The organism is Shewanella khirikhana (assembly GCF_003957745.1).
GTDB lineage: Bacteria > Pseudomonadota > Gammaproteobacteria > Enterobacterales > Shewanellaceae > Shewanella > Shewanella khirikhana.
In genome coordinates, this window is the sequence record NZ_CP020373.1 from 1,909,985 (window position 1) to 1,928,724 (window position 18,740).

16 protein-coding genes are annotated in these 18,740 nt (G+C 54.8%); 4 read left to right on the top strand and 12 right to left on the bottom strand.

All coding sequences use genetic code 11. The annotated features are described in order from the left end of the window. Positions 1–20: 20 nt before the first annotated feature. The 10 genes from STH12_RS08300 to yceD form a co-directional block, all read right to left on the bottom strand. Positions 21–1,559, bottom strand: coding sequence for an FGGY-family carbohydrate kinase (locus tag STH12_RS08300; protein ID WP_126167115.1), 1,539 nt, complete (start codon positions 1,557–1,559; stop codon positions 21–23). Positions 1,560–1,649: 90 nt separating this feature from the next. Further along, the gene (locus STH12_RS08305; protein ID WP_126167116.1) at positions 1,650–2,129 is read right to left on the bottom strand and encodes an acyl-CoA thioesterase; all 480 of its coding nucleotides are present in this window, start codon (positions 2,127–2,129) and stop codon (positions 1,650–1,652) included. A gap of 130 nt (positions 2,130–2,259) precedes the next feature. Then, positions 2,260–3,498 carry a beta-ketoacyl-ACP synthase II gene (gene fabF, locus STH12_RS08310; RefSeq protein ID WP_126167117.1) on the bottom strand — a complete coding sequence of 413 codons (1,239 nt, stop codon included), beginning with the start codon at positions 3,496–3,498 and terminating at the stop codon, positions 2,260–2,262. A gap of 161 nt (positions 3,499–3,659) precedes the next feature. Beyond that, entirely contained in the window at positions 3,660–3,893 is a 234-nt protein-coding gene (gene acpP, locus STH12_RS08315) for an acyl carrier protein (RefSeq protein ID WP_011760092.1), read from the bottom strand. A gap of 159 nt (positions 3,894–4,052) precedes the next feature. Then, on the bottom strand, positions 4,053–4,799 hold the full coding sequence (fabG, locus tag STH12_RS08320; protein WP_126167118.1) for a 3-oxoacyl-ACP reductase FabG: 747 nt from the start codon (positions 4,797–4,799) through the stop codon (positions 4,053–4,055). An 11-nt stretch (positions 4,800–4,810) separates the two neighbouring features. Then, complete coding sequence (gene fabD / locus STH12_RS08325; protein ID WP_126167119.1) at positions 4,811–5,737, bottom strand: ACP S-malonyltransferase; 927 nt, start codon at positions 5,735–5,737, stop codon at positions 4,811–4,813. A gap of 57 nt (positions 5,738–5,794) precedes the next feature. Then, positions 5,795–6,754: a beta-ketoacyl-ACP synthase III gene (locus STH12_RS08330; protein ID WP_126167120.1), complete on the bottom strand. Its 960-nt coding sequence runs from the start codon at positions 6,752–6,754 to the stop codon at positions 5,795–5,797. Positions 6,755–6,768: 14 nt separating this feature from the next. Then, complete coding sequence (gene plsX / locus STH12_RS08335; protein WP_126167121.1) at positions 6,769–7,797, bottom strand: phosphate acyltransferase PlsX; 1,029 nt, start codon at positions 7,795–7,797, stop codon at positions 6,769–6,771. Positions 7,798–7,811: 14 nt separating this feature from the next. Beyond that, positions 7,812–7,982: a 50S ribosomal protein L32 gene (gene rpmF / locus STH12_RS08340; protein ID WP_011760097.1), complete on the bottom strand. Its 171-nt coding sequence runs from the start codon at positions 7,980–7,982 to the stop codon at positions 7,812–7,814. A gap of 16 nt (positions 7,983–7,998) precedes the next feature. Further along, positions 7,999–8,523, bottom strand: a complete 525-nt coding sequence (gene yceD, locus STH12_RS08345; RefSeq protein WP_126167122.1) for a 23S rRNA accumulation protein YceD — start codon at positions 8,521–8,523, stop codon at positions 7,999–8,001. A 396-nt stretch (positions 8,524–8,919) separates the two neighbouring features. On the opposite strand from yceD, the gene STH12_RS08350 reads away from it, so the two are divergent. Both STH12_RS08350 and STH12_RS08355 read left to right on the top strand, forming a co-directional pair. Then, positions 8,920–9,516 carry a Maf family protein gene (locus STH12_RS08350; protein ID WP_126167123.1) on the top strand — a complete coding sequence of 199 codons (597 nt, stop codon included), beginning with the start codon at positions 8,920–8,922 and terminating at the stop codon, positions 9,514–9,516. Between the two features lie 183 nt (positions 9,517–9,699). Then, entirely contained in the window at positions 9,700–11,070 is a 1,371-nt protein-coding gene (locus STH12_RS08355; protein WP_126167124.1) for a GGDEF domain-containing protein, read from the top strand. A 407-nt stretch (positions 11,071–11,477) separates the two neighbouring features. Here STH12_RS08355 and STH12_RS08360 read toward each other — a convergent pair whose 3' ends face one another. Both STH12_RS08360 and rluC read right to left on the bottom strand, forming a co-directional pair. Continuing rightward, positions 11,478–12,122 carry an HAD-IIIA family hydrolase gene (locus tag STH12_RS08360; RefSeq protein ID WP_126167125.1) on the bottom strand — a complete coding sequence of 215 codons (645 nt, stop codon included), beginning with the start codon at positions 12,120–12,122 and terminating at the stop codon, positions 11,478–11,480. After that, a complete protein-coding gene (rluC, locus tag STH12_RS08365) occupies positions 12,122–13,084 on the bottom strand; it encodes a 23S rRNA pseudouridine(955/2504/2580) synthase RluC (protein WP_126167126.1) in 963 nt (320 codons plus the stop codon). Before rluC ends, STH12_RS08360 begins: the two co-directional genes overlap by 1 nt. A gap of 592 nt (positions 13,085–13,676) precedes the next feature. Between rluC and rne the strand changes: the two genes are divergently transcribed. Together rne and STH12_RS08375 are read left to right on the top strand one after the other, a co-directional pair. Beyond that, positions 13,677–16,967, top strand: coding sequence for a ribonuclease E (rne, locus tag STH12_RS08370; protein ID WP_126167127.1), 3,291 nt, complete (start codon positions 13,677–13,679; stop codon positions 16,965–16,967). A 210-nt stretch (positions 16,968–17,177) separates the two neighbouring features. Next, the gene (locus STH12_RS08375; protein ID WP_126167128.1) at positions 17,178–18,734 is read left to right on the top strand and encodes a SulP family inorganic anion transporter; all 1,557 of its coding nucleotides are present in this window, start codon (positions 17,178–17,180) and stop codon (positions 18,732–18,734) included. Positions 18,735–18,740 lie beyond the last annotated feature (6 nt).

Genomic DNA, 18,740 nt, shown 5'->3' on the forward strand with positions numbered 1-18,740 from the left:
ATTCCTTTCGTGTCTCGCGATCAGCGTGTTTTAAATAATGATTTTACTGCCGGGTACAGGCGTTGATGCCGTTGTGATAACTGCCGGTAGCACGCGACATTGGCGGGCTCGGGCTCAAAACGACTGGCCGATTTTGCCATATTTTGCCTGGCGCTGGCGAGGTCTGGATAATCCCCCATGGCCACGGCGGCGCACATGGCAGCCCCCAAGCCAGAGCCTTCGCGCACAGTTAATCGCTCAGTGGTGCAGTTAAAGATATCGGCCGCCAGCTGCATCACCAGGTCGGATTGACTGCCGCCGCCACTCACCCGAATAAGCCTGACGGGTTCACCGGACTTGGCTACCAGTAGTCTGGCACCGCGTGCAAGGGTCATCAGCACCCCTTCAATCAGCGCCCGGTAGAGGTGAGCGCGGGTGTGCTCAGGGCGAAAACCGGCGACTATACCGCTCGCTTCCGGGCCGGGGTAAATAACGCCCTGAGCCCAGTAGGGGCACAGCATCAGGCCATCGGCGCCAGGCGGGATCTCGGCGATTGCTTTCATCACATAGGCTTCGGGACTCAGCCCGAGGGCGCTTGCTTCGGCCCTGTCGCTGGCACCGAACTCATCCAGCGCCCACGACAGCAACCAAAAGCCACGTTCAAGCTGCACCTCAGGCATAAAACTGCCCGGCTCCAGCCCCGGGAAGGCCGGCGCATAGCGAAACACTTCAAAATAGCGATGGGTTCCTAAGGTCACGGTCGCGGCGCTGCCAAGACTCAATGACAGCACGCCCGGCTCACCTGCGCCATTGGCATAGGCCTCACAGGCCTTGTCGGCACCGGCACTGACCAGCGCAGTGCCCGGCTTAAGACCGGTAAGCTCGGCAAAGCCATCGGTAACAGTGCCTATCTGTCTTGCGGCATCAATGAGTGGCAGCATCTGCGACGGTTTGCAGCCAAGGGCCTGCCAGCGCCAACTCCACTTAGCGGCAAAGGTTTGAATTGGGTAGTCAAAGGGCAAATAGGCCACTTGTGATACGGTTGAATCCAGCAGCTTGCCCCCAAGGCGACTCAGCAGATAGCCACTTAAGAGGCCAATCTTATCGCTGCCATCGACCTTGCCGGGAAACAGCTCGCGTATCAGGTTGATTTTGGCGGCCCGGCGCAAATAGTCGATGCGCCCCGTCATACCGCTTACCCAAAAGCCGAGCCGATAAAACCAGCTCATCGGCGAAAGCATCCCTTCCACCATGCGTCTGTCGGACCACATAAACACATCCGATTGGGCCTTGCCGCGGTTATCCATCAGCAAGGTGCAGGCGCGTTGGGTGGTCAGAGTAACGGCGACAATTTGCGCAGGACTTAAGCCGTGTTCAGCAAAGAGCTTGCGACAGGCCGCCACCAGTTGGCCATAGCAGTAGTCACCGTCCTGCACGGCAGCTTTGGCCGCTTGTCCGGCTTTACAGTTCTGGTTGGCAACGGAGGCAATGGCAATGGGATTGCCGCGGCAGTCAAACACCAGCGCACGGGTGCTTTGGGTGCCGTAATCGAGGGCAAGGTAATAGGTGGTTTCAGACATAGGCGCTGTGCCCTTTTGCGGGCTTATGGTTGTTTTTGTGAGCATGACCTGAGCGCGGGGATCCGCACCCAGGCTTTAAACGAATTAGCCTCAGGGCGCAACGTGGGCGGCCATTTCGGTACCGATTTTTTTGCGCATTTCCATCAGCCGGATAGCCGAGTCCCGCAGCGCCTTGTCTTCTTCGGATTGCGGCACCCACTCAGGCACAGGGGTTGGGTTACCGGCATCATCCACCGCCACCATGATCACAATGCAGTGAGTGGTCAGTTGACGCTCGGAGACCTTGGGATCCCCTGCCCGCACATCAATGCCGATATGCATCGAGCTGTTGCCGGTGTAAATCACCTTGGCACTCACCTCAACAATATTGCCCACATGGATGGGTTTGACGAAGCGAATGCCTCCGGCATAGGCGGTAATGCAATACTTGCCGCTCCACCCTGCCGCGCAGGCGTAGGCTGCAAGGTCAATCCACTTCATCACGGCGCCGCCGTGAACCTTGCCACCGAAATTCACATCGGCGGGCTCTGCGAGAAAACGTAAGGTCAGGTGCCTGTCTTGTCCGGCCATGATGTAACCCTATCTTGTTAAAGTGATTTAAGCTTACGCCAAAAGCGCGAGCGCGTGAATGCACCGACAAAAAGAAAAGGCGCCGGAACGATATGTCCCAGCGCCTTCATCAGCCAGTGAAACTACCTGTTCACATCTTTTTCAGCAGCAAAGAGCCGTTGGTACCACCGAAACCGAACGAGTTACACAGGGCATACTCGAAGCTGGTCTGACGCGCCTCGTGGGGCACGAAGTCAAGATCGCAGCCTTCATCCGGGTTATCCAGGTTGATGGTAGGCGGTACGGCGCCGTCTTTCAGCGCCAGAATGGTGAAAATGGCTTCCACTGCACCAGCCGCACCGAGCAAGTGACCAGTCATCGACTTGGTTGAGCTGACCATCAACTTGTAGGCGTGGTCGCCAAACACCGACTTCACTGCGGCTGCTTCAGCCTTGTCACCGGCTGGGGTTGAGGTGCCGTGGGCGTTGATGTAACCAATGGACTCCAGGGCGAGGCCGCTGTCTTTGAGGGCATTGGTCATAGCCAGCGCGGCGCCGGCACCGTCTTCTGGTGGTGAGGTCATGTGGAATGCGTCACCGCTCATACCAAAACCAACCAGTTCGGCGTAAATCTTGGCACCGCGGGCCTTGGCGTGCTCGTACTCTTCCATCACAAGTACACCAGCGCCGTCACCAATCACAAAACCATCGCGGTCACGATCCCATGGGCGGCTGGCTGCTTGTGGGTCATCATTACGGGTCGACAGTGCCTTGGCGGCGTTAAAGCCACCCACGCCCAGCGGGCAGGTCACGTCTTCGGCGCCACCGGCTACCATTACGTCGGCATCGCCGTAGGCGATAGAGCGGGCGGCGAAACCTATGTTGTGTACACCTGTGGTACAGGCAGTGGTCACGGCAAAGTTGGGGCCGCGCATGCCGTACATGATGGACAGGTGACCGGCAATCATGTTGATGATGGTGCTGGGAACAAAGAAGGGGGAAATCTTGCGCGGGCCACCGGCCATCAGCGCAGAGTGACCGGCTTCAATCAGCCACATACCGCCCATACCGGCACCGATGGCGGTACCCACGCGGGTAGGGTCTTCTTTTTCCATGTCGAGACCAGCGTCACGAATGGCCTGAATACCCGCGGCCATGCCATATTGGATAAAGAGGTCCATCTTGCGGGCGTCTTTTTTGGACAGATACTGCTCGACGTCGAAGTCTTTTACCGACGCGCTGAAACGGGTCGCAAATTCACTGGCGTCAAACTTGGTGATGGGCGCCACACCACTCTGACCGGCGAGCAGCGCCTTCCAGGTGGAATCAACATCATTACCGACCGGGGTTACCAGTCCCAGACCGGTTATCACTACGCGACGTTTTGTCACAGGAGTCACCTTTTATAACTGTATTTGAGGCTAGAAGCCCAAATTGCGCCGGATTGTGCCAGATGGCAATCCAAAAGGAGGCTGGTACAACCAGCGGAAAATTCCGGCGCCCAAACAAAAACAGGCGGCCTTATAAGCCGCCTGTTTTCTGGAATTCAGTATTACTGATTCTTGGAAACGTAGTCGATCGCTGCCTGAACAGTGGTGATCTTCTCGGCTTCCTCATCAGGGATCTCGGTGTCAAACTCTTCTTCCAGAGCCATTACCAACTCAACAGTGTCCAGAGAATCGGCACCCAGATCGTCTACGAAAGAGGCAGATGGTTTAACGTCTTCTTCTTTAACGCCCAGTTGCTCAACGATGATTTTCTTTACACGTTCTTCGATGTTGCTCATTAGTTTTCTTTCCTATTCAAATTACGCACTTGCGTAAGATTGCGAGTAGTTTATTCGATCTGGCTGACATTGCAAGCCCCGATTTTGTGGTCTAACCACGAAAATCAAAGCTAATCAGCCACTCACTACCCAAACGCGACAGTTCCCTGCCATTCGCCCTTAAACCATGTACATTCCGCCGTTTACATGCAGGGTTTCACCCGTGATGTAAGCGGCAGCGTCCGAGGCCAAGAACAGGACGGCATTGGCGATTTCCTGCGCCTGCCCCAATCTTTCCATCGGCACCTGTGACATGATGCCTTGCTGCTGCTCAGGCGTCAGCTCGTCGGTCATGTCAGTCTGGATAAATCCAGGAGCAATAGCATTAACCGTAATTTGACGAGATGCAACCTCTCTGGCGAGAGATTTTGTAAATCCAATCAAACCGGCTTTTGCGGCTGAGTAGTTTACCTGACCGGCGTTACCCATGGTACCCACCACTGAGCCAATGCTGATGATACGACCATGACGCTTTTTCATCATGCTGCGCATCACCGGCTTGGACAGGCGGTACAGTGACGTGAGGTTGGTATCGATGATTTCTTCCCACTCGTCATCTTTCATGCGCATCAGCAGGTTGTCACGGGTGATCCCGGCATTGTTGACCAGAATATCAACATCCCCTGCTTTTTCTTTGATCGCGGTAAACATTTCGGCGACGGATTCGCTGCTGGTTACGTTAAGTACCAGTCCAAAACCCTTGTCACCCAGATAATCGGAAATGGCAGCGGCGCCCTTCTCACTGGTGGCAGTACCCACAACAGTGGCGCCGGCTTCGGCCAGGGTCACGGCGATGGCTTTACCAATACCGCGGCTGGCGCCGGTAACCAGGGCTATCTTGCCGGTCAGATCCAAAGATACAGACATGGAAAACTCCTTTATTCGGTCAGCGCAGCGAAGCTTGCTACGTCATTAACCGCTTGTGCAGAAACAGATTTGTTGATGCGCTTAGCCAGACCGGTCAGCACCTTGCCTGGGCCACACTCCACCAGATGGGTAATACCGTCGGCAGCCATGGCTTCAACAGTTTCGGTCCAGCGAACCGGGCAGTAAAGCTGGCGCACCAGCGCATCGCGGATAGCGGCTACGTCGGTTGGCGCCTGCACATCCACGTTATTGATAACTGGAATGGCAGGCGCGCTGAATTCGATGGCAGCCAGGGCATCGGCGAGCTTATCGGCCGCGCCTTTCATCAGGCTGCAGTGGGATGGCACGCTCACTGGCAGTGCCACTGCCATTTTAGCGCCTGCGGCCTTACAGGCCGCGGCAGCGCGCTCAACGGCATCTTTATTACCGGCAATCACCACCTGACCTGGGCTGTTGAAGTTAACCGGGCTCACCACTTCGCCCTGAGCAGACTCGGCGCAGGCAGCAGCGATGGCATCGTTATCCAGACCAATAATGGCGTACATGGCACCAGTGCCCTCAGGCACGGCAGCCTGCATCAGCTGACCACGCAGCTCAACCAGCTTCACCGCGTCGGCAAACTGGATAACACCGGCGCACACCAGCGCTGAGTATTCGCCCAGGCTGTGACCGGCGAGCACGGCAGGCTGCGGCTTGCCGCTGGCCTGGTAAGCGCGCCAAATAGCCACGCTGGCTGTCAGCAGCGCAGGCTGGGTCTTTTGGGTTTGATTGAGCTGCTCGGCGGGGCCATCCTGCACCAGCGCCCACAGATCGTAACCAAGGGCGGCACTCGCCTCGGCAAATGTATCAGTTACCACAGGAAATTCGGCAGCAAGATCGGCCAACATGCCAACGGCCTGCGAGCCCTGCCCTGGAAATACAAAGGCAAATTTATCCATTGTTATTAAACCTTTTTGAGTAAAAGCGTAAAAAGCCTAGCAGAAATCCTGACGGATTTAGAAGCGCACCAGCGCACTGCCCCAGGCAAAACCGGCACCGAAGGCTTCGAGCAGCAGCAACTGGCCGCGCTGGATTCGGCCATCACGCACCGCTTCATCCAGTGCAATCGGCACAGATGCTGCAGAAGTATTACCGTGTTTGGCCAGTGTCAGTACGACCTTATCCAGGCTCATATCGAGCTTTTTGGCGGTCGCGTTGATGATGCGGAAATTCGCCTGATGGGGAACCAGCCAGTCAATCTCTGACTTCTGCACATTGTTCAGACGCAGGGTTTCTTCCACCACATGGGACAGCTGAGTCACGGCAACCTTAAACACATCGTTGCCCTTCATCTGCATAAAGCCCACGGCTTCTGAGGACTCACCCAAACGCGGCGGGAATGCGCATTTTAGCAAATCGCCCTGACGACCATCGGCGTAAATATGGGTATTGATGATGCCCGGCTCTTCACTGGCACCCACAACGGCGGCACCGGCGCCATCGCCGAACAGAATAATGGTGGTACGGTCTTCCGGCTCACACAGACGCGACAACACATCGGCACCGATGACCAGCACCTTTTTGGCGGCGCCGGTTTTCACAAACTGATCGGCAACCGACAGCGCGTAAACGAAACCGGAGCAAGCTGCAGCAACGTCGAAGGCTGGAATGGTGTGTACGCCCAGCAGCGCCTGAATTTCACAGGCTGCAGCCGGAAACGCATTGGCCGCGCTGGTGGTACCACAGACAATCATGTCCAGTTCTTCGGCTTGAATACCCGCCATCTCGAGGGCTTTCAATGCGGCCTGGTAACCCATGGTAGATACAGTCTCGTCCATGGCAGCGATGCGGCGTTCCGAAATACCTGTGCGTTCAACAATCCACTGGTCACTGGTTTCCACCATTTTTTCCAGATCCTGATTGCTACGCACCTGAGCCGGCAGATAGCTGCCAGTTCCAAGAATTTTTGTATGCATAGTTTAAGGAGAAATCAGCTATTGATATCTAAAAGAATCGACTCGAGGCGATCTTTAATCATCTCGGGCAGTCGACGTTTGGCCTCGGTGTAGGCAAGACTAATTGCTTGTATATAGGCGTGTTCGTCTGCGTTCCCGTGGCTCTTTACCACTATCCCGCGCAATCCTAACAGACTTGCTCCGTTATAGTGGTCGGGGTTCATCTGACTGAGCACTTTCTGTATACGGGGCGCCAGCATGCGGGCGAGCAGCCGAACCATGAATCCTTGTGTCAGGCCTTGTTTTAATTGATGAACCAGCAGTCTGGCAATGCCTTCTGAGGTTTTTAGCGTGATGTTGCCCACAAAGCCGTCACAAACGATGACATCCACTTTTCCAGTGTAGATTTCATCGCCTTCGACAAAGCCGGCATAGTTGATTTGAGGAGTATGCTGCAATAGCTGTGCAGCCTGCTGAACATCGCCATTACCCTTAAATTCCTCAATGCCCACGTTGAGCAGCGCCACCTTGGGACGGGGAATTTTTTCCACGGCTTCGCACAATACTGTGCCCATCACCGCAAACTGGAACAGGGTGTCATAGTCGCATTGCACGTTGGCGCCAAGGTCAAGCAGGTAAACCGGCTTGCCGCTCACCGCGGGCAGGCAGCTTACCAGCGCCGGTCTATCGACACCGGGCAAGGTCTTTAAAATGACTTTGGCCATGGCCATCAGCGCGCCTGTGTTACCGGCGCTGACGCAGGCATCGGCTTTGCCATCGCGCACCAATTCAATGGCAAGACGCATGGAGCTGTTTTTGGCTTTTCTTAAGGCAGTAGCAGGCTTATCGTCCATACGCACCACTTCGGTGGTATGCACAATGGAGATACGATCACTTGGCAGGAAGTCTGCCTGAGCGAGGAGAGGAGATAGCTGTTGTTCGTCACCAACGAGGATCAGTGACAGCTTGGAGTGAAGTCGTAGTGCCTGCACAGCCGCAGGCACCGTGACTTGGGGGCCGTAATCGCCCCCCATCGCATCCAACGCAAGCGTCAGATTCGTCATAAGCGGTTCAACAATTACTTGTTGATAACCTTCTTACCACGATAGTAACCGTCAGCGGTTACGTTGTGACGCAGGTGCAGTTCACCGCTGGTAGCGTCTACAGACAGCTGAGCAGTGCTCAGAGCGTCATGTGAACGGCGCATACCGCGCTTTGAACGAGATTTTTTGTTCTGTTGTACAGCCATTTGTCTGTCTCCTGGATTACTTGCTCTTCAGTTTTTCTAACACTGCAAACGGATTTGGACGCTCCTCTTGAGCGGCTTCAATCTCGCCTACGACTATGTCCTGGGAACCCTGGTTGCAATCATCATTCTGATGCGCCGGGATCAAAGGCATGGCCAAAATCAACTCGTCTTCGACCAGTTGCTGCAGACGTACTTCGCCAATTTCATCGCACTCAATAGGGTCATACGCATCCGGGAGCTCATCGATTTCTGCTTCTGTCCGGCAAGGACTGAAGCAAAAGTCGACCGTAACCTCAGTGGTATAAAGTGTCATGCAACGTTGACATAACAGAGTGAGCTCCGTCACAGCCGTCCCTTTCAGGTAGACTATCCCCTGTAAATCAACACCACATTCCAACGACACTGTCACATCGGAACAGTCGCCGGCTGTCAATTCTCTCAATCGTTTTAACACCTTGCTGGGTACAATCCCCTGATAACTCAGGCGATTTGCCGCAGCACGGATCGGATCGATCGAAACCGGTATCTTTACTGTTTGCATAAGGCGCGCATATTATAGCTTCAACACGCCGGAGTCAAAGGAATTTTAGGGTAAAATCCACTATCGGGATCTCACTTTCGCCCTGACGCCAGCAGTGAAATTGACGGAGGCAAAATTCTACCCAAGCCCCCCGGACTGCACAAGCGCCTGTCGGCTAAAATAGAAGCGCTTGTAAAGCCATCTGCAGCTATGGGTAAAACGGTGAATAAAAATCGGCCGCAGCCTTGTCCCGCCGAGCACGGTTAGCGACAATGCCACTCCCGATATCACTATAGAATAATCGCGCCCATGCCTGCCAAACAATCAGAGTCTGTCGCCAAACCGCAACAGCCGTCAGTTGCACCGAAAAAGTGTTCAAACCAAACCCAATCTGCGCCTTTGGCAACAGCCCAGCCCATGCGGCCTCTGGTACTGGCATCCTCCTCTTCATCGCGCAAAACACTGCTTGAAAAATTTGGCCTGCCCTTTTCTGCCCATGCGCCTGATGTCGATGAAACACCGTTGGCGGGGGAATCGGCACTGCAATTGACCGAACGACTCGCTATCGCCAAAGCCGAAGCACTGATTGCCCAGTCCCCTGCCGATGCGCTCATTATCGGCTCCGATCAGGTGGCGCTGATTGATGGCCAAATCGTCGGGAAACCGCTAACGGAAGATAACGCCATCGCCCAGTTAAAAGCACAGCGCGGTAAAGCCATCACCTTTTATACGGCACTGGCGCTGTATGATGGACTCACCAAACGCACCCAGGCATTGGTTGAGCCATTTACCGTGCATTTTCGTGACCTTACTGACGATGAAATCATTGCTTACGTTAAGGCCGAGCAGCCACTTTGGTGTGCAGGCAGCTTTAAATCTGAAGGCCTGGGGATTTGTCTTTTTGAGCGCCTGGAAGGCCGCGACCCCAATACCTTGGTTGGCCTGCCACTGATTGCCCTGAATGAACTGCTGATCAGCGCAGGCTTCCCTGTCTTACTTGCCAAAAAGTGCTAGCCTTAATACAGAGGATCCAACTAAAGAAAACCCAATTACAAGCAGTTACATCCGTATTGCGTACGCGCGACCAATTAAAATTTGCTAGCCTGCAGTTGTCACAAATGGATCTTTTGGGCAACATGTAATTAACATAGGGAAATCACTTCACGGCACGGAGGCCAGAGCAGGAAATGGATCACCATGACGGATATCGAAGAAGCGTTGGCGTTACTGGCAGCACCCTGCACAGATGATCGTTTCTTTCAGCGAGCCCTGAAGGCGCTGGCGTTGGTAACCCAATGCCGCTGGGCAGCCTTTGGCCGACCTTCCGCCGATATGTCCCACATCGACATTCTCTGGTTTTGTGACAATAAACAGCTGTTGCCCGGCTTCAGCTTTCCCATCGACCACAGCCCCTGTGAAAAACTCTATCGGCAGAAATCTGCCACCCACATTCTGTTTGCCCGAGATCTGCAAAAAAGTTTCCCTGAATTTGGTCTGGTGCACCAAATAGGCGCCCAAAGCTATCAGGGTGAGCTGATATTGGCAGATAACGGCGAGCCCCTTGGCCATATTCTGGTAATGGATCCCCTGCCCCAGGAAGAAAACACCAAGTCGCGGGAGTTTTTCCGCCTGCTGGCACAGCGCATTGGTGTTGAGTATCGGCGTCTGCTGGTGTCACGCCAGCTTAACCTGCATAAGGAAATGATACGAGCCACCCGCCATATGATGTCCTTTGTGGATACCGACTACCGTTATCAGGTGGTGTCGAGCGGCTATGAAATCACCTTTGGTAGAGCTGCCAGCGAGCTTGAAGGAAAACTGGTGGCCGAACTTCACGGCGAAGAAACCTTTGATGCACATATCAAGCCTTTGATTGACAGGGCGCTTGCCGGAGAAGTGCTGCACACCCAGCACTGGATATATCCACCCTCTCCTCAGCCGCCGGTATTCGTGAGCGTGCACCATAACCCTTACATCAATGAAAACGGTGACATCACCGGGGTGATTATCTCGGCCCACGATATAACGGCCATTCGGGAAGCCGAAGCCCAGCGCGCCTATCTGGACGCCCACGATCCGCTGACCGGTGTCGCCAACCGCGATACCCTCATCCAGCATATGGAAGCGATGAAACAGGCCAAGGTGCCATTTGGGCTGATTTATCTGGATATCAGCGACTTCTCGTCTATCAATCACGAACTTGGACGCACCAGAGCCGATGAAGTGTTAACCATAGTGGCCAAGCGGCTGGCAGGGGATGTCAGCGGTGACGATCTGGTGACCCGTATCGCCGGCGATGAGTTTGTGGTGCTGGTGTGCTTTGGCAGTGAAGACGATGCCCAGGTTCTGCAGCAGGAAGCGCTGATAAGCCAGCTGTCGCATCTGGAAGACCGGCTTTTAAGCCGCCTTGGGCAGCCCATCAGGGTCGATGGCAAAAGTTATCAGCTCAAAGCCTATAGCGGCGCCTGTCTGTGCCTGAATCCACTGGACAGCATTGACGATGAACTCGCCCGGGTAGAAAAAGAAATCGACCTCGCCAAAACGAGTCTGGATCGCCAGGCCCGTTAATCGGTAAAACAACACCCAAGCGCCTCGATAGCATTCTGTTCTACCCAATCACTCTGTTCTACCCAATAACTCTGTTCTACCCAATAACTCTGTTCTACCCAATAAAAAACAGTTAGCGAATAAAAGCTCGCGGATAACGGCTTGCTGCAAATCAGTGGCGGCCTTTGAGCGCGACGCCTTTTGGGGCACGCACCCTCAGTAACAACCTACAAACCTGTCGTATTTCAGATAAGAAAAAGCCGACAACTTAGTGTCGGCTTGTTTAATTGAACCGGTTTTGCCGCTGAATTCAGCTCACCTCAACTTCACTCAGCTTAATTTCGCTCAACTCAATTTCGTTTTACTCGATTTCACTCAATTCAGCTCTGCGCCGCAAAAGCTGCCATGGCGCAATAGGCTATCCGGCATCAAAGATGGTCCAGCAGTGCCAAGGGGTTTGAAACGATAGCAAGAGGAGATGCCGCCAGCAGAGTTTGTCTGTCATGGGTGCCGTAATCCACCCCAATGGACGACATACCGGCGTTATTCGCCATCTGCAAATCGAACGCCGAATCGCCAATCATCACCGCTCGCTCCGGAGCCACATCCAGCTCAGCCAGCAGTTCATGCAACATTTGTGGGTGGGGCTTACTTTGGGTTTCATCGGCGCAGCGGCTGGCATGGAATCGCGGCCCAAGACCGGTTTCCTCGAGGATGCGGTTTAACCCGGCCCTGGCCTTGCCGGTGGCAATAGCAAGCTGCTTGCCCCGGCCTTGAAGCTCGGTAAGCAGCTCAGGCACACCCTCGTATAGTGGGCTCGGCGTGGCGTTGAAAATCAGATAGTGGGCACGGTACTTATCAATCCAGCTGTGCCGGGTAGCATCCGACTCATTGGGGAACAAAGCGCGCATGGCCTCCGGCATCGACAGGCCAATCACATCCCGCACTGCTTTTTCTGAGGGAACTGCAATCTCGAGTTCCCTCGCCAGCGCCTGCATGCAGTCGACGATTTTTCCGATGGAATTCATCAGGGTGCCATCCCAGTCGAAAATAATCAGGTCGAATTTCTGCATTATTTGAGTGTCTCCAAATTGCTGAGCAGATTAACCAGCTCGTCATCGAGCGGTGCCTGCACTGACATTTCCACTTCAGTATCCGGATGGGTGAAGGTCAGCTGAGCCGCGTGCAAAAACAGGCGGCTAAGGCCCTTGGCACGCATGCTGTCATCAAACTTCTGCTCACTGTATTTTTCATCACAGGCAATAGGATGGCCCTGATACTGACAATGAACCCGGATCTGGTGGGTACGCCCGGTCACCGGGCTTGCCTCCACCAGGGTGGCACCCTCAAAGCGGCCGAGTACCTTAAAGCGGGTCTCACTGGGCTTGCCTTCGCTGTTGACCCTGACTATGCGCTCACCGGATTTGAGAGTGATCTTGAGCAGCGGCGCCTTGACCACACGGTCATGCTCCTGCCACTGACCACGCACCAGCGCCTGATATTGCTTGTGCATAGTCTTTTGTCTGAGCTGCTCGTGCAGATGACGCAGCGCCTTGCGCTTTTTCGCAATCAGCAGCACGCCGCTGGTATCACGGTCAAGCCGGTGCACCAGTTCCATAAATTTGCAGGTGGGTCGCAAGGCTCGCAGGGATTCAATCACCCCGTAATCCACACCGCTGCCACCATGCACGGCAATACCGGCAGGTTTGTTCAGCACTATGATGTGCTTGTCTTCAAACAGAATGCGTTCTTCCAGCTGCGCCACCCGGTTAAGGTTGGCCGATGGTGCAGTGCGGTAATCTTTTTCGGCCACACGTACCGGCGGCACCCGCACCTCATCACCCGCTTCCAATTTGTACTCGGGCTTGACCCGCTTTTTGTTTACCCGCACCTCGCCTTTACGGACGATGCGGTAAATCATGCTCTTGGGCACGCCCTTGAGCCTGGCAAGCAGGAAATTATCAATACGCTGACCGGCACCGTCTTCGTCGATGCTGATAAACTGAACCTGGGTTGGGGAAGTGTCTTTATTCATGGTAAACCGTCTGGCTGGAACGCAGCGCATTGTACATCAAAGTCACGCTAAATGTGGCTTTGCATTGCCGAAAATTTTGATTGTTGCTATATTCCAATCGCGGACGGGGATTAACCGTGGATAAAGTGTTCACAAAACCAGCGTCCGCTCGGTGTTCCCACAAGAGTAAAATTAACGGTTGAAGGATCGCAATTCATTGAGTTGCAAACCATCGTCTGAGTAAGCGCCACGTTTTTGGCAAGCATGACAGGTTAAATCCAATACACCGCCATTTTCATATGGTTTCCTGTGGAAAACACCCCTGAATCGAATTTTTGACTGAAACCAGTCACCGGATGAATTGAGTCGGTTTAGGCATTCACGGAAGTAATTTAAAGAATTTATGGGGTTGGTTGACGTTTAACAACGAATTCCTTGTTTTTGTAATCATTGAAAAATAAGCCATAAATCGGAAGCGACACGCAGTGATTGCGTCTTACAGCAATGCGCTCCCACCTGCCTGATAACCCGTCGTGAGACGGTGTAGTGAAGATCAGGCCCGGAATGCACCACTCAGACCCCGGTGACCCATTTAAAGAAGAATGACGTCACCATGAAACGTATGCTGATTAACGCAACTCAATCTGAAGAGTTGCGCGTTGCCCTAGTTGATGGGCAACAACTCTATGATTTGGATATTGAAAGCCCAGGTCACGAACAGAAAAAAGCCAACATCTACAAGGGTAAAATCACCCGCGTAGAACCCTCTCTCGAAGCCGCTTTCGTAGATTACGGTGCCGAGCGTCATGGCTTCCTGCCCCTTAAAGAAATCGCCCGCGAATACTTCCCCAAAGGTTATTCCTTCCAGGGCCGCCCCAACATCAAAGAGGTGGTGAGCGAAGGTCAGGAAGTGATTGTTCAGATTGATAAAGAAGAACGTGGCAACAAGGGCGCAGCCCTGACCACCTTTATCAGCCTGGCGGGCTCTTACCTGGTGCTGATGCCAAACAACCCACGTGCCGGTGGTATTTCCCGCCGTATCGAGGGCGATGAGCGCACCGAACTCAAAGAAGCCATGGCCGATCTGGAAGTACCAAACGGCATGGGCCTGATTGTGCGTACCGCCGGTGTGGGCAAAGATGCCGCCGAGCTGCAGTGGGACCTTAAAGTGCTGCTGCGTCACTGGGACGCCATCAAAGAAGCCTCTGAAGCGCACCCTGCTCCGCTGCTTATCCATCAGGAAAGCAACGTCATAGTACGTGCCATTCGCGACTATCTGCGCCGCGATGTTGGCGAAATCCTGATTGACCATCCAAAAATTTACGAACAGGCCAAGCAGCACATTGCTACCGTTCGTCCTGACTTTGTTGAGCGCGTGAAACAGTACAAGGCCGAAGTGCCACTGTTCACCCACTATCAGATTGAATCGCAAATTGAATCTGCCTTCCAGCGTGAAGTGCGTCTGCCTTCCGGCGGCTCGATTGTTATCGACCCAACTGAAGCCATGACCTCAATCGATATCAACTCTGCCCGTGCCACCAAGGGCGGCGATATCGAAGAAACCGCACTGAACACCAACCTGGAAGCCGCCGATGAAATCGCCCGCCAGCTGCGTCTTCGTGACCTCGGTGGTCTGATTGTTATCGACTTTATCGACATGACACCGGTTCGCCATCAGCGCGAAGTGGAAAACCGTCTGCGTGATGCGGTGCATCAGGACCGTGCCCGCGTACAGCTGGGCCGCATCAGCCGCTTTGGTCTGATGGAAATGTCCCGTCAGCGTCTGCGCCCTTCACTGGAAGAGTCTGCCGCCCACATCTGCCCACGCTGTCATGGTCAGGGCACCATCCGTGGTACCGAGTCGCTGGCACTGTCTATCCTGCGTCTGATGGAAGAAGAAGCCATCAAGGACAACACCTCTCAGGTTGAAGCCATTGTGCCTGTGGATGTGGCCGCCTTCCTGCTGAACGAAAAGCGTAAAGCCATTCGTATCATCGAGCAGCGCCACGAGGTTGAAGTGTACGTGATCCCGGATCCGCACATGATGACCCCAGAGTACAAGGTTATTCGTCATCGCAAGGACGATGAAATCGAAGAAGCCAGCTACAAGCGTGTGGAAAAGCCTGAAGCCAAGCTGTACGAGCCACGTAAGCTTGAGCGCGCACAGGCGCCTGAGCCAGTGCTGAAGGGCTTCTCTGCCCCAACTGAAAGTGCACCGGTTGCCAAGCCTGCTGTTAAAGAAGAAAAGGCCAAAGAAGAAGCCAAGCCAGGTTTCTTTGCCCGCCTGTTTGCCGCCATTGGTTCTCTGTTTGGTGGCAGCGAAGAGCAGGAAAGCGAGAAAAAGCCAGCGGCCAAGTCAGGCCGTCCGCAAAATACCCGCAGCCGTAACCGCCGTGGTGATCGCCGTGACGACAGCCGCCGTGAAGATGGCGACAAGCGCCGCAGCGACAACAAAAATCGCCGTGATCGCAACAAGCCTGAACAAGCAGCTGCCGACAAGCCAGCCCGTGACAAGGCCCGTGAAGAAAAGCCAAGACGTGAACGCGCGCCCAAGCGTGAAAAACCAGAAGCCGTTGAAGCTGTAGCCGCCGATGAAGCGCTGGAGCCAAAACAGGAAGTGGTTCGTGAGCGTCGTCAGCGCCGCAACATGCGCCGCAAGGTTCGTCTCGATGACGGTAGCGCCACTGAAGTCGCTGCTAACACCGTTGAAGCCGACGAAGCTCTGGCCGCGACTGCAGCCCAGACCGAAGTGGCTGTTGAATCCACCGCTGCCGACAAGACCGAAGCCAAAGCCGATGACAAACCAAGCCGTGGCCGTCGTCAAAGCCGTAAGCCAAAGGCTGAAGACAAGGTTGAAAACGCAGACGCCAGCGAAGCCGCTGACGCAGTAGAAGCTCAGGATGCCGCCCCGGCAGAAGCCGCCAGCGACCTGGCAGCCAAAGCAGACGTAAAGGCAGCTGACGCAGAAGCAATCGTTGCCGATGAAGTTCAGGACGATTCTGCTGATGACGTTGAAGGCGAAGACAAGCCACGCCGCGATGGTCGTGACGGTCAGCGTCGCAGCCGCCGCAGCCCACGCCATCTGCGTGCTGCTGGTCAGCGCCGTCGCCGTGACGAGCAGGAGCAGCAAACCGGTGCCGAAGGTACTGAGTTGACTCAGGCCGAACTGGATCTGCCACAGGCCGATGCACCGGCCGCCCCAGTAACTGAAGAGTCAGTTACTCAGGAAGCAGTAGCTCAAGAAGCGGTAGCTGAAGCCGTTACTCAGGAAAGCGTGCTCGAAAAGGCTGAAGAAACTGCCGATGTGGTAATCGTTAACGATACCCCTAAAGCAGAAGCCCCAGTTGCCGAGGCTGAAGTTACCAAAGCCCCTGTAGCCGAAGCCGAAGTTGCCGCCGCGCCGGTAGAGGCCGCGGCTGAGGTTAGTGAAAGTGCTCCTGTTGCCGAAGCGCCAGTTGCTGCTCCGGTAGAGACTGTGGTTGAAAAAGCGGTTGAAGCAAAGGCGATTGACACACAAGTTGTGGAAGCTCAGGTTGTCGAAGCCGCTGTTGAAGCTACATCCACTGAACCCAAAACCACTGAGCCAAAAGCCACTGAACCAAAAGCTGCAGACAAAGTAACTTCCGCAGCCCCAATGGCTAAACCCGCTGCAGTGATGCCAGCCCGTGCCAAGCCGGTTGAAAAGCCCGCGGCTGACATCGCCGTGAGCAAAGCGCCCGCCGCACCGGCCCGCCCTGCCGGCAGCCGCTTCGGCAGCATGGTCAACTCTGAGATGACCAAGCCAACCGTTGAGGCCCGCGAACAGGTAGCGACTCCTAAGGGTCGTGAGTACGATGCCGCCGAAGCCAGCAGCGCCAAGGTCCAAAGCAGCAACAGTGCTGGCTCAGATATGGCTCGCCCATAAGCTCTGAGCTGTAAGAAAAAAGCCGCGCAATAGCGCGGCTTTTTGTTTGCCTTTAAAACCACAGGCGCCGCCATTTTCTGCTTAACTTGCCCATAAAGCCCCGCTATTTCCTACGAGAAAAACCTGGCTTTCGGGTTCAATCACCCGGTGAATTTTGTTAGACTGCGCGGCTTTATTTGTTAACCAAATCACACTCGTTACAGAGGATCCATGTTCGAGCTTATTCGTCACAAAACCGCCAGCCACAAGGCGGATCTCCTGTCAGGACTCACTGTAGCCCTGGCACTGGTTCCAGAGGCTGTTGCCTTCGCCTTTGTTGCCGGAGTGGAGCCTATGGTTGGTCTTTATGCCGCCTTTATCATGGGCCTGGTTACTGCCGTGATTGGTGGTCGCCCAGGCATGATTTCCGGCGCAACAGGCGCCATGGCCGTGGTGATGGTGGCGCTGGTTGCCACCCATGGGGTGCAGTATCTGTTTGCCGCCGTGGTGCTGGCGGGTTTGCTGCAGGTGGCCGCCGGGATATTTAAGCTGGGTAAATTTATCCGCATCGTGCCTTATCCGGTCATGATTGGCTTTGTGAATGGTCTGGCGATTGTGATTTTCCTGGCGCAGCTGGGGCAATTCAAGGTGCCCGGCGACAATGGCGAGCTCACTTGGCTAACCGGCGACGGCCTGTATCTGATGCTGGGTCTGGTAGCGCTGACCATGGCGATTATTCATTTCCTGCCCAAAATTACCACCGCCATTCCATCCTCTCTGGCTGCCATTCTGACGGTGACCGGCCTGGTGGTGTTTTTTGAGCTCAATACCCGCACCGTGGTCGACTTCCTCAAAACCATGAGTGGCGATGACAACGCCACTATCGCAGGTTCGCTGCCAACCTTTGCCATACCAGAAGTGCCCTTTACCTGGGAAACCTTACAAATCATCCTGCCCTACTCGGTTATTCTGGCAGCCGTTGGCTTGATTGAATCGCTGCTGACGCTGACTGTACTCGATGAAATGACCGGCACCCGTGGCCGCGGCAACAAGGAATGTGTCGGTCAGGGCGTGGGCAACATCACCAGCGGCTTCTTCGGCGCCATGGGTGGCTGCGCCATGATTGGTCAGTCGATGATTAACATCAATTCCGGCGGCCGTGGTCGTCTGTCGGGGATCACCGCCGCGCTGGCACTGCTGGCCTTTATTCTGTTTGGCGCTGCCTTTATCGAAATCATCCCACTGGCCGCACTGGTCGGGGTGATGTTTATGGTGGTCCTCGGCACCTTTGAATGGGCAAGCTTTAAAGTGATGCGCAAGGTGCCAAAGCACGATGCCTTTGTGATTGTGCTGGTGACCACTGTGACCGTGTTTACCGATCTGGCTGTCGCCGTGTTTGTGGGCGTAATTGTCTCAGCGCTGGTATTTGCCTGGGAGCATGCCAAACACATCAGTGCCCGCACCGAAATCAATGCCAATGGCAGTAAGGTTTACCATCTCACCGGGCCGCTGTTCTTTGGCTCTGTGTCGCACTTCCTTGAGCTTTTCGATGCCAACAACGACCCCAAAGACGTGATAGTGGACTTCGGCCAGTCACGGGTTGCTGACCACTCGGCGCTGGATGCCATCGATACCCTGGCTGAGCGTTACAACGCCCAGGGCAAGACCCTGCATCTGGTGCACCTCAGTGAAGACTGTAAAGCGCTGCTGGCGAAGGCCGGCGATCTGGTGGAAGTGAATTTAATGGAAGACCCGCACTACCGGGTTGCCGACGACAAGCTCGATTAGTGGGGT

What these genes read in the sequence shown, in the direction of transcription:
- fabG (WP_126167118.1), bottom strand. Translation starts at nt 4,799, where the DNA reads ATGTCTGTATCTTTGGATCTGACCGGCAAGATAGCCCTGGTTACCGGC.
- STH12_RS08360 (WP_126167125.1), bottom strand. Translation starts at nt 12,122, where the DNA reads ATGCAGAAATTCGACCTGATTATTTTCGACTGGGATGGCACCCTGATG.
- STH12_RS08330 (WP_126167120.1), bottom strand. Translation starts at nt 6,754, where the DNA reads ATGCATACAAAAATTCTTGGAACTGGCAGCTATCTGCCGGCTCAGGTG.
- STH12_RS08350 (WP_126167123.1), top strand. Translation starts at nt 8,920, where the DNA reads ATGCGGCCTCTGGTACTGGCATCCTCCTCTTCATCGCGCAAAACACTG.
- STH12_RS08300 (WP_126167115.1), bottom strand. Translation starts at nt 1,559, where the DNA reads ATGTCTGAAACCACCTATTACCTTGCCCTCGATTACGGCACCCAAAGC.
- STH12_RS08375 (WP_126167128.1), top strand. Translation starts at nt 17,178, where the DNA reads ATGTTCGAGCTTATTCGTCACAAAACCGCCAGCCACAAGGCGGATCTC.
- yceD (WP_126167122.1), bottom strand. Translation starts at nt 8,523, where the DNA reads ATGCAAACAGTAAAGATACCGGTTTCGATCGATCCGATCCGTGCTGCG.
- plsX (WP_126167121.1), bottom strand. Translation starts at nt 7,797, where the DNA reads ATGACGAATCTGACGCTTGCGTTGGATGCGATGGGGGGCGATTACGGC.
- rpmF (WP_011760097.1), bottom strand. Translation starts at nt 7,982, where the DNA reads ATGGCTGTACAACAGAACAAAAAATCTCGTTCAAAGCGCGGTATGCGC.
- STH12_RS08355 (WP_126167124.1), top strand. Translation starts at nt 9,700, where the DNA reads ATGACGGATATCGAAGAAGCGTTGGCGTTACTGGCAGCACCCTGCACA.
- acpP (WP_011760092.1), bottom strand. Translation starts at nt 3,893, where the DNA reads ATGAGCAACATCGAAGAACGTGTAAAGAAAATCATCGTTGAGCAACTG.
- rluC (WP_126167126.1), bottom strand. Translation starts at nt 13,084, where the DNA reads ATGAATAAAGACACTTCCCCAACCCAGGTTCAGTTTATCAGCATCGAC.
- fabD (WP_126167119.1), bottom strand. Translation starts at nt 5,737, where the DNA reads ATGGATAAATTTGCCTTTGTATTTCCAGGGCAGGGCTCGCAGGCCGTT.
- rne (WP_126167127.1), top strand. Translation starts at nt 13,677, where the DNA reads ATGAAACGTATGCTGATTAACGCAACTCAATCTGAAGAGTTGCGCGTT.
- STH12_RS08305 (WP_126167116.1), bottom strand. Translation starts at nt 2,129, where the DNA reads ATGGCCGGACAAGACAGGCACCTGACCTTACGTTTTCTCGCAGAGCCC.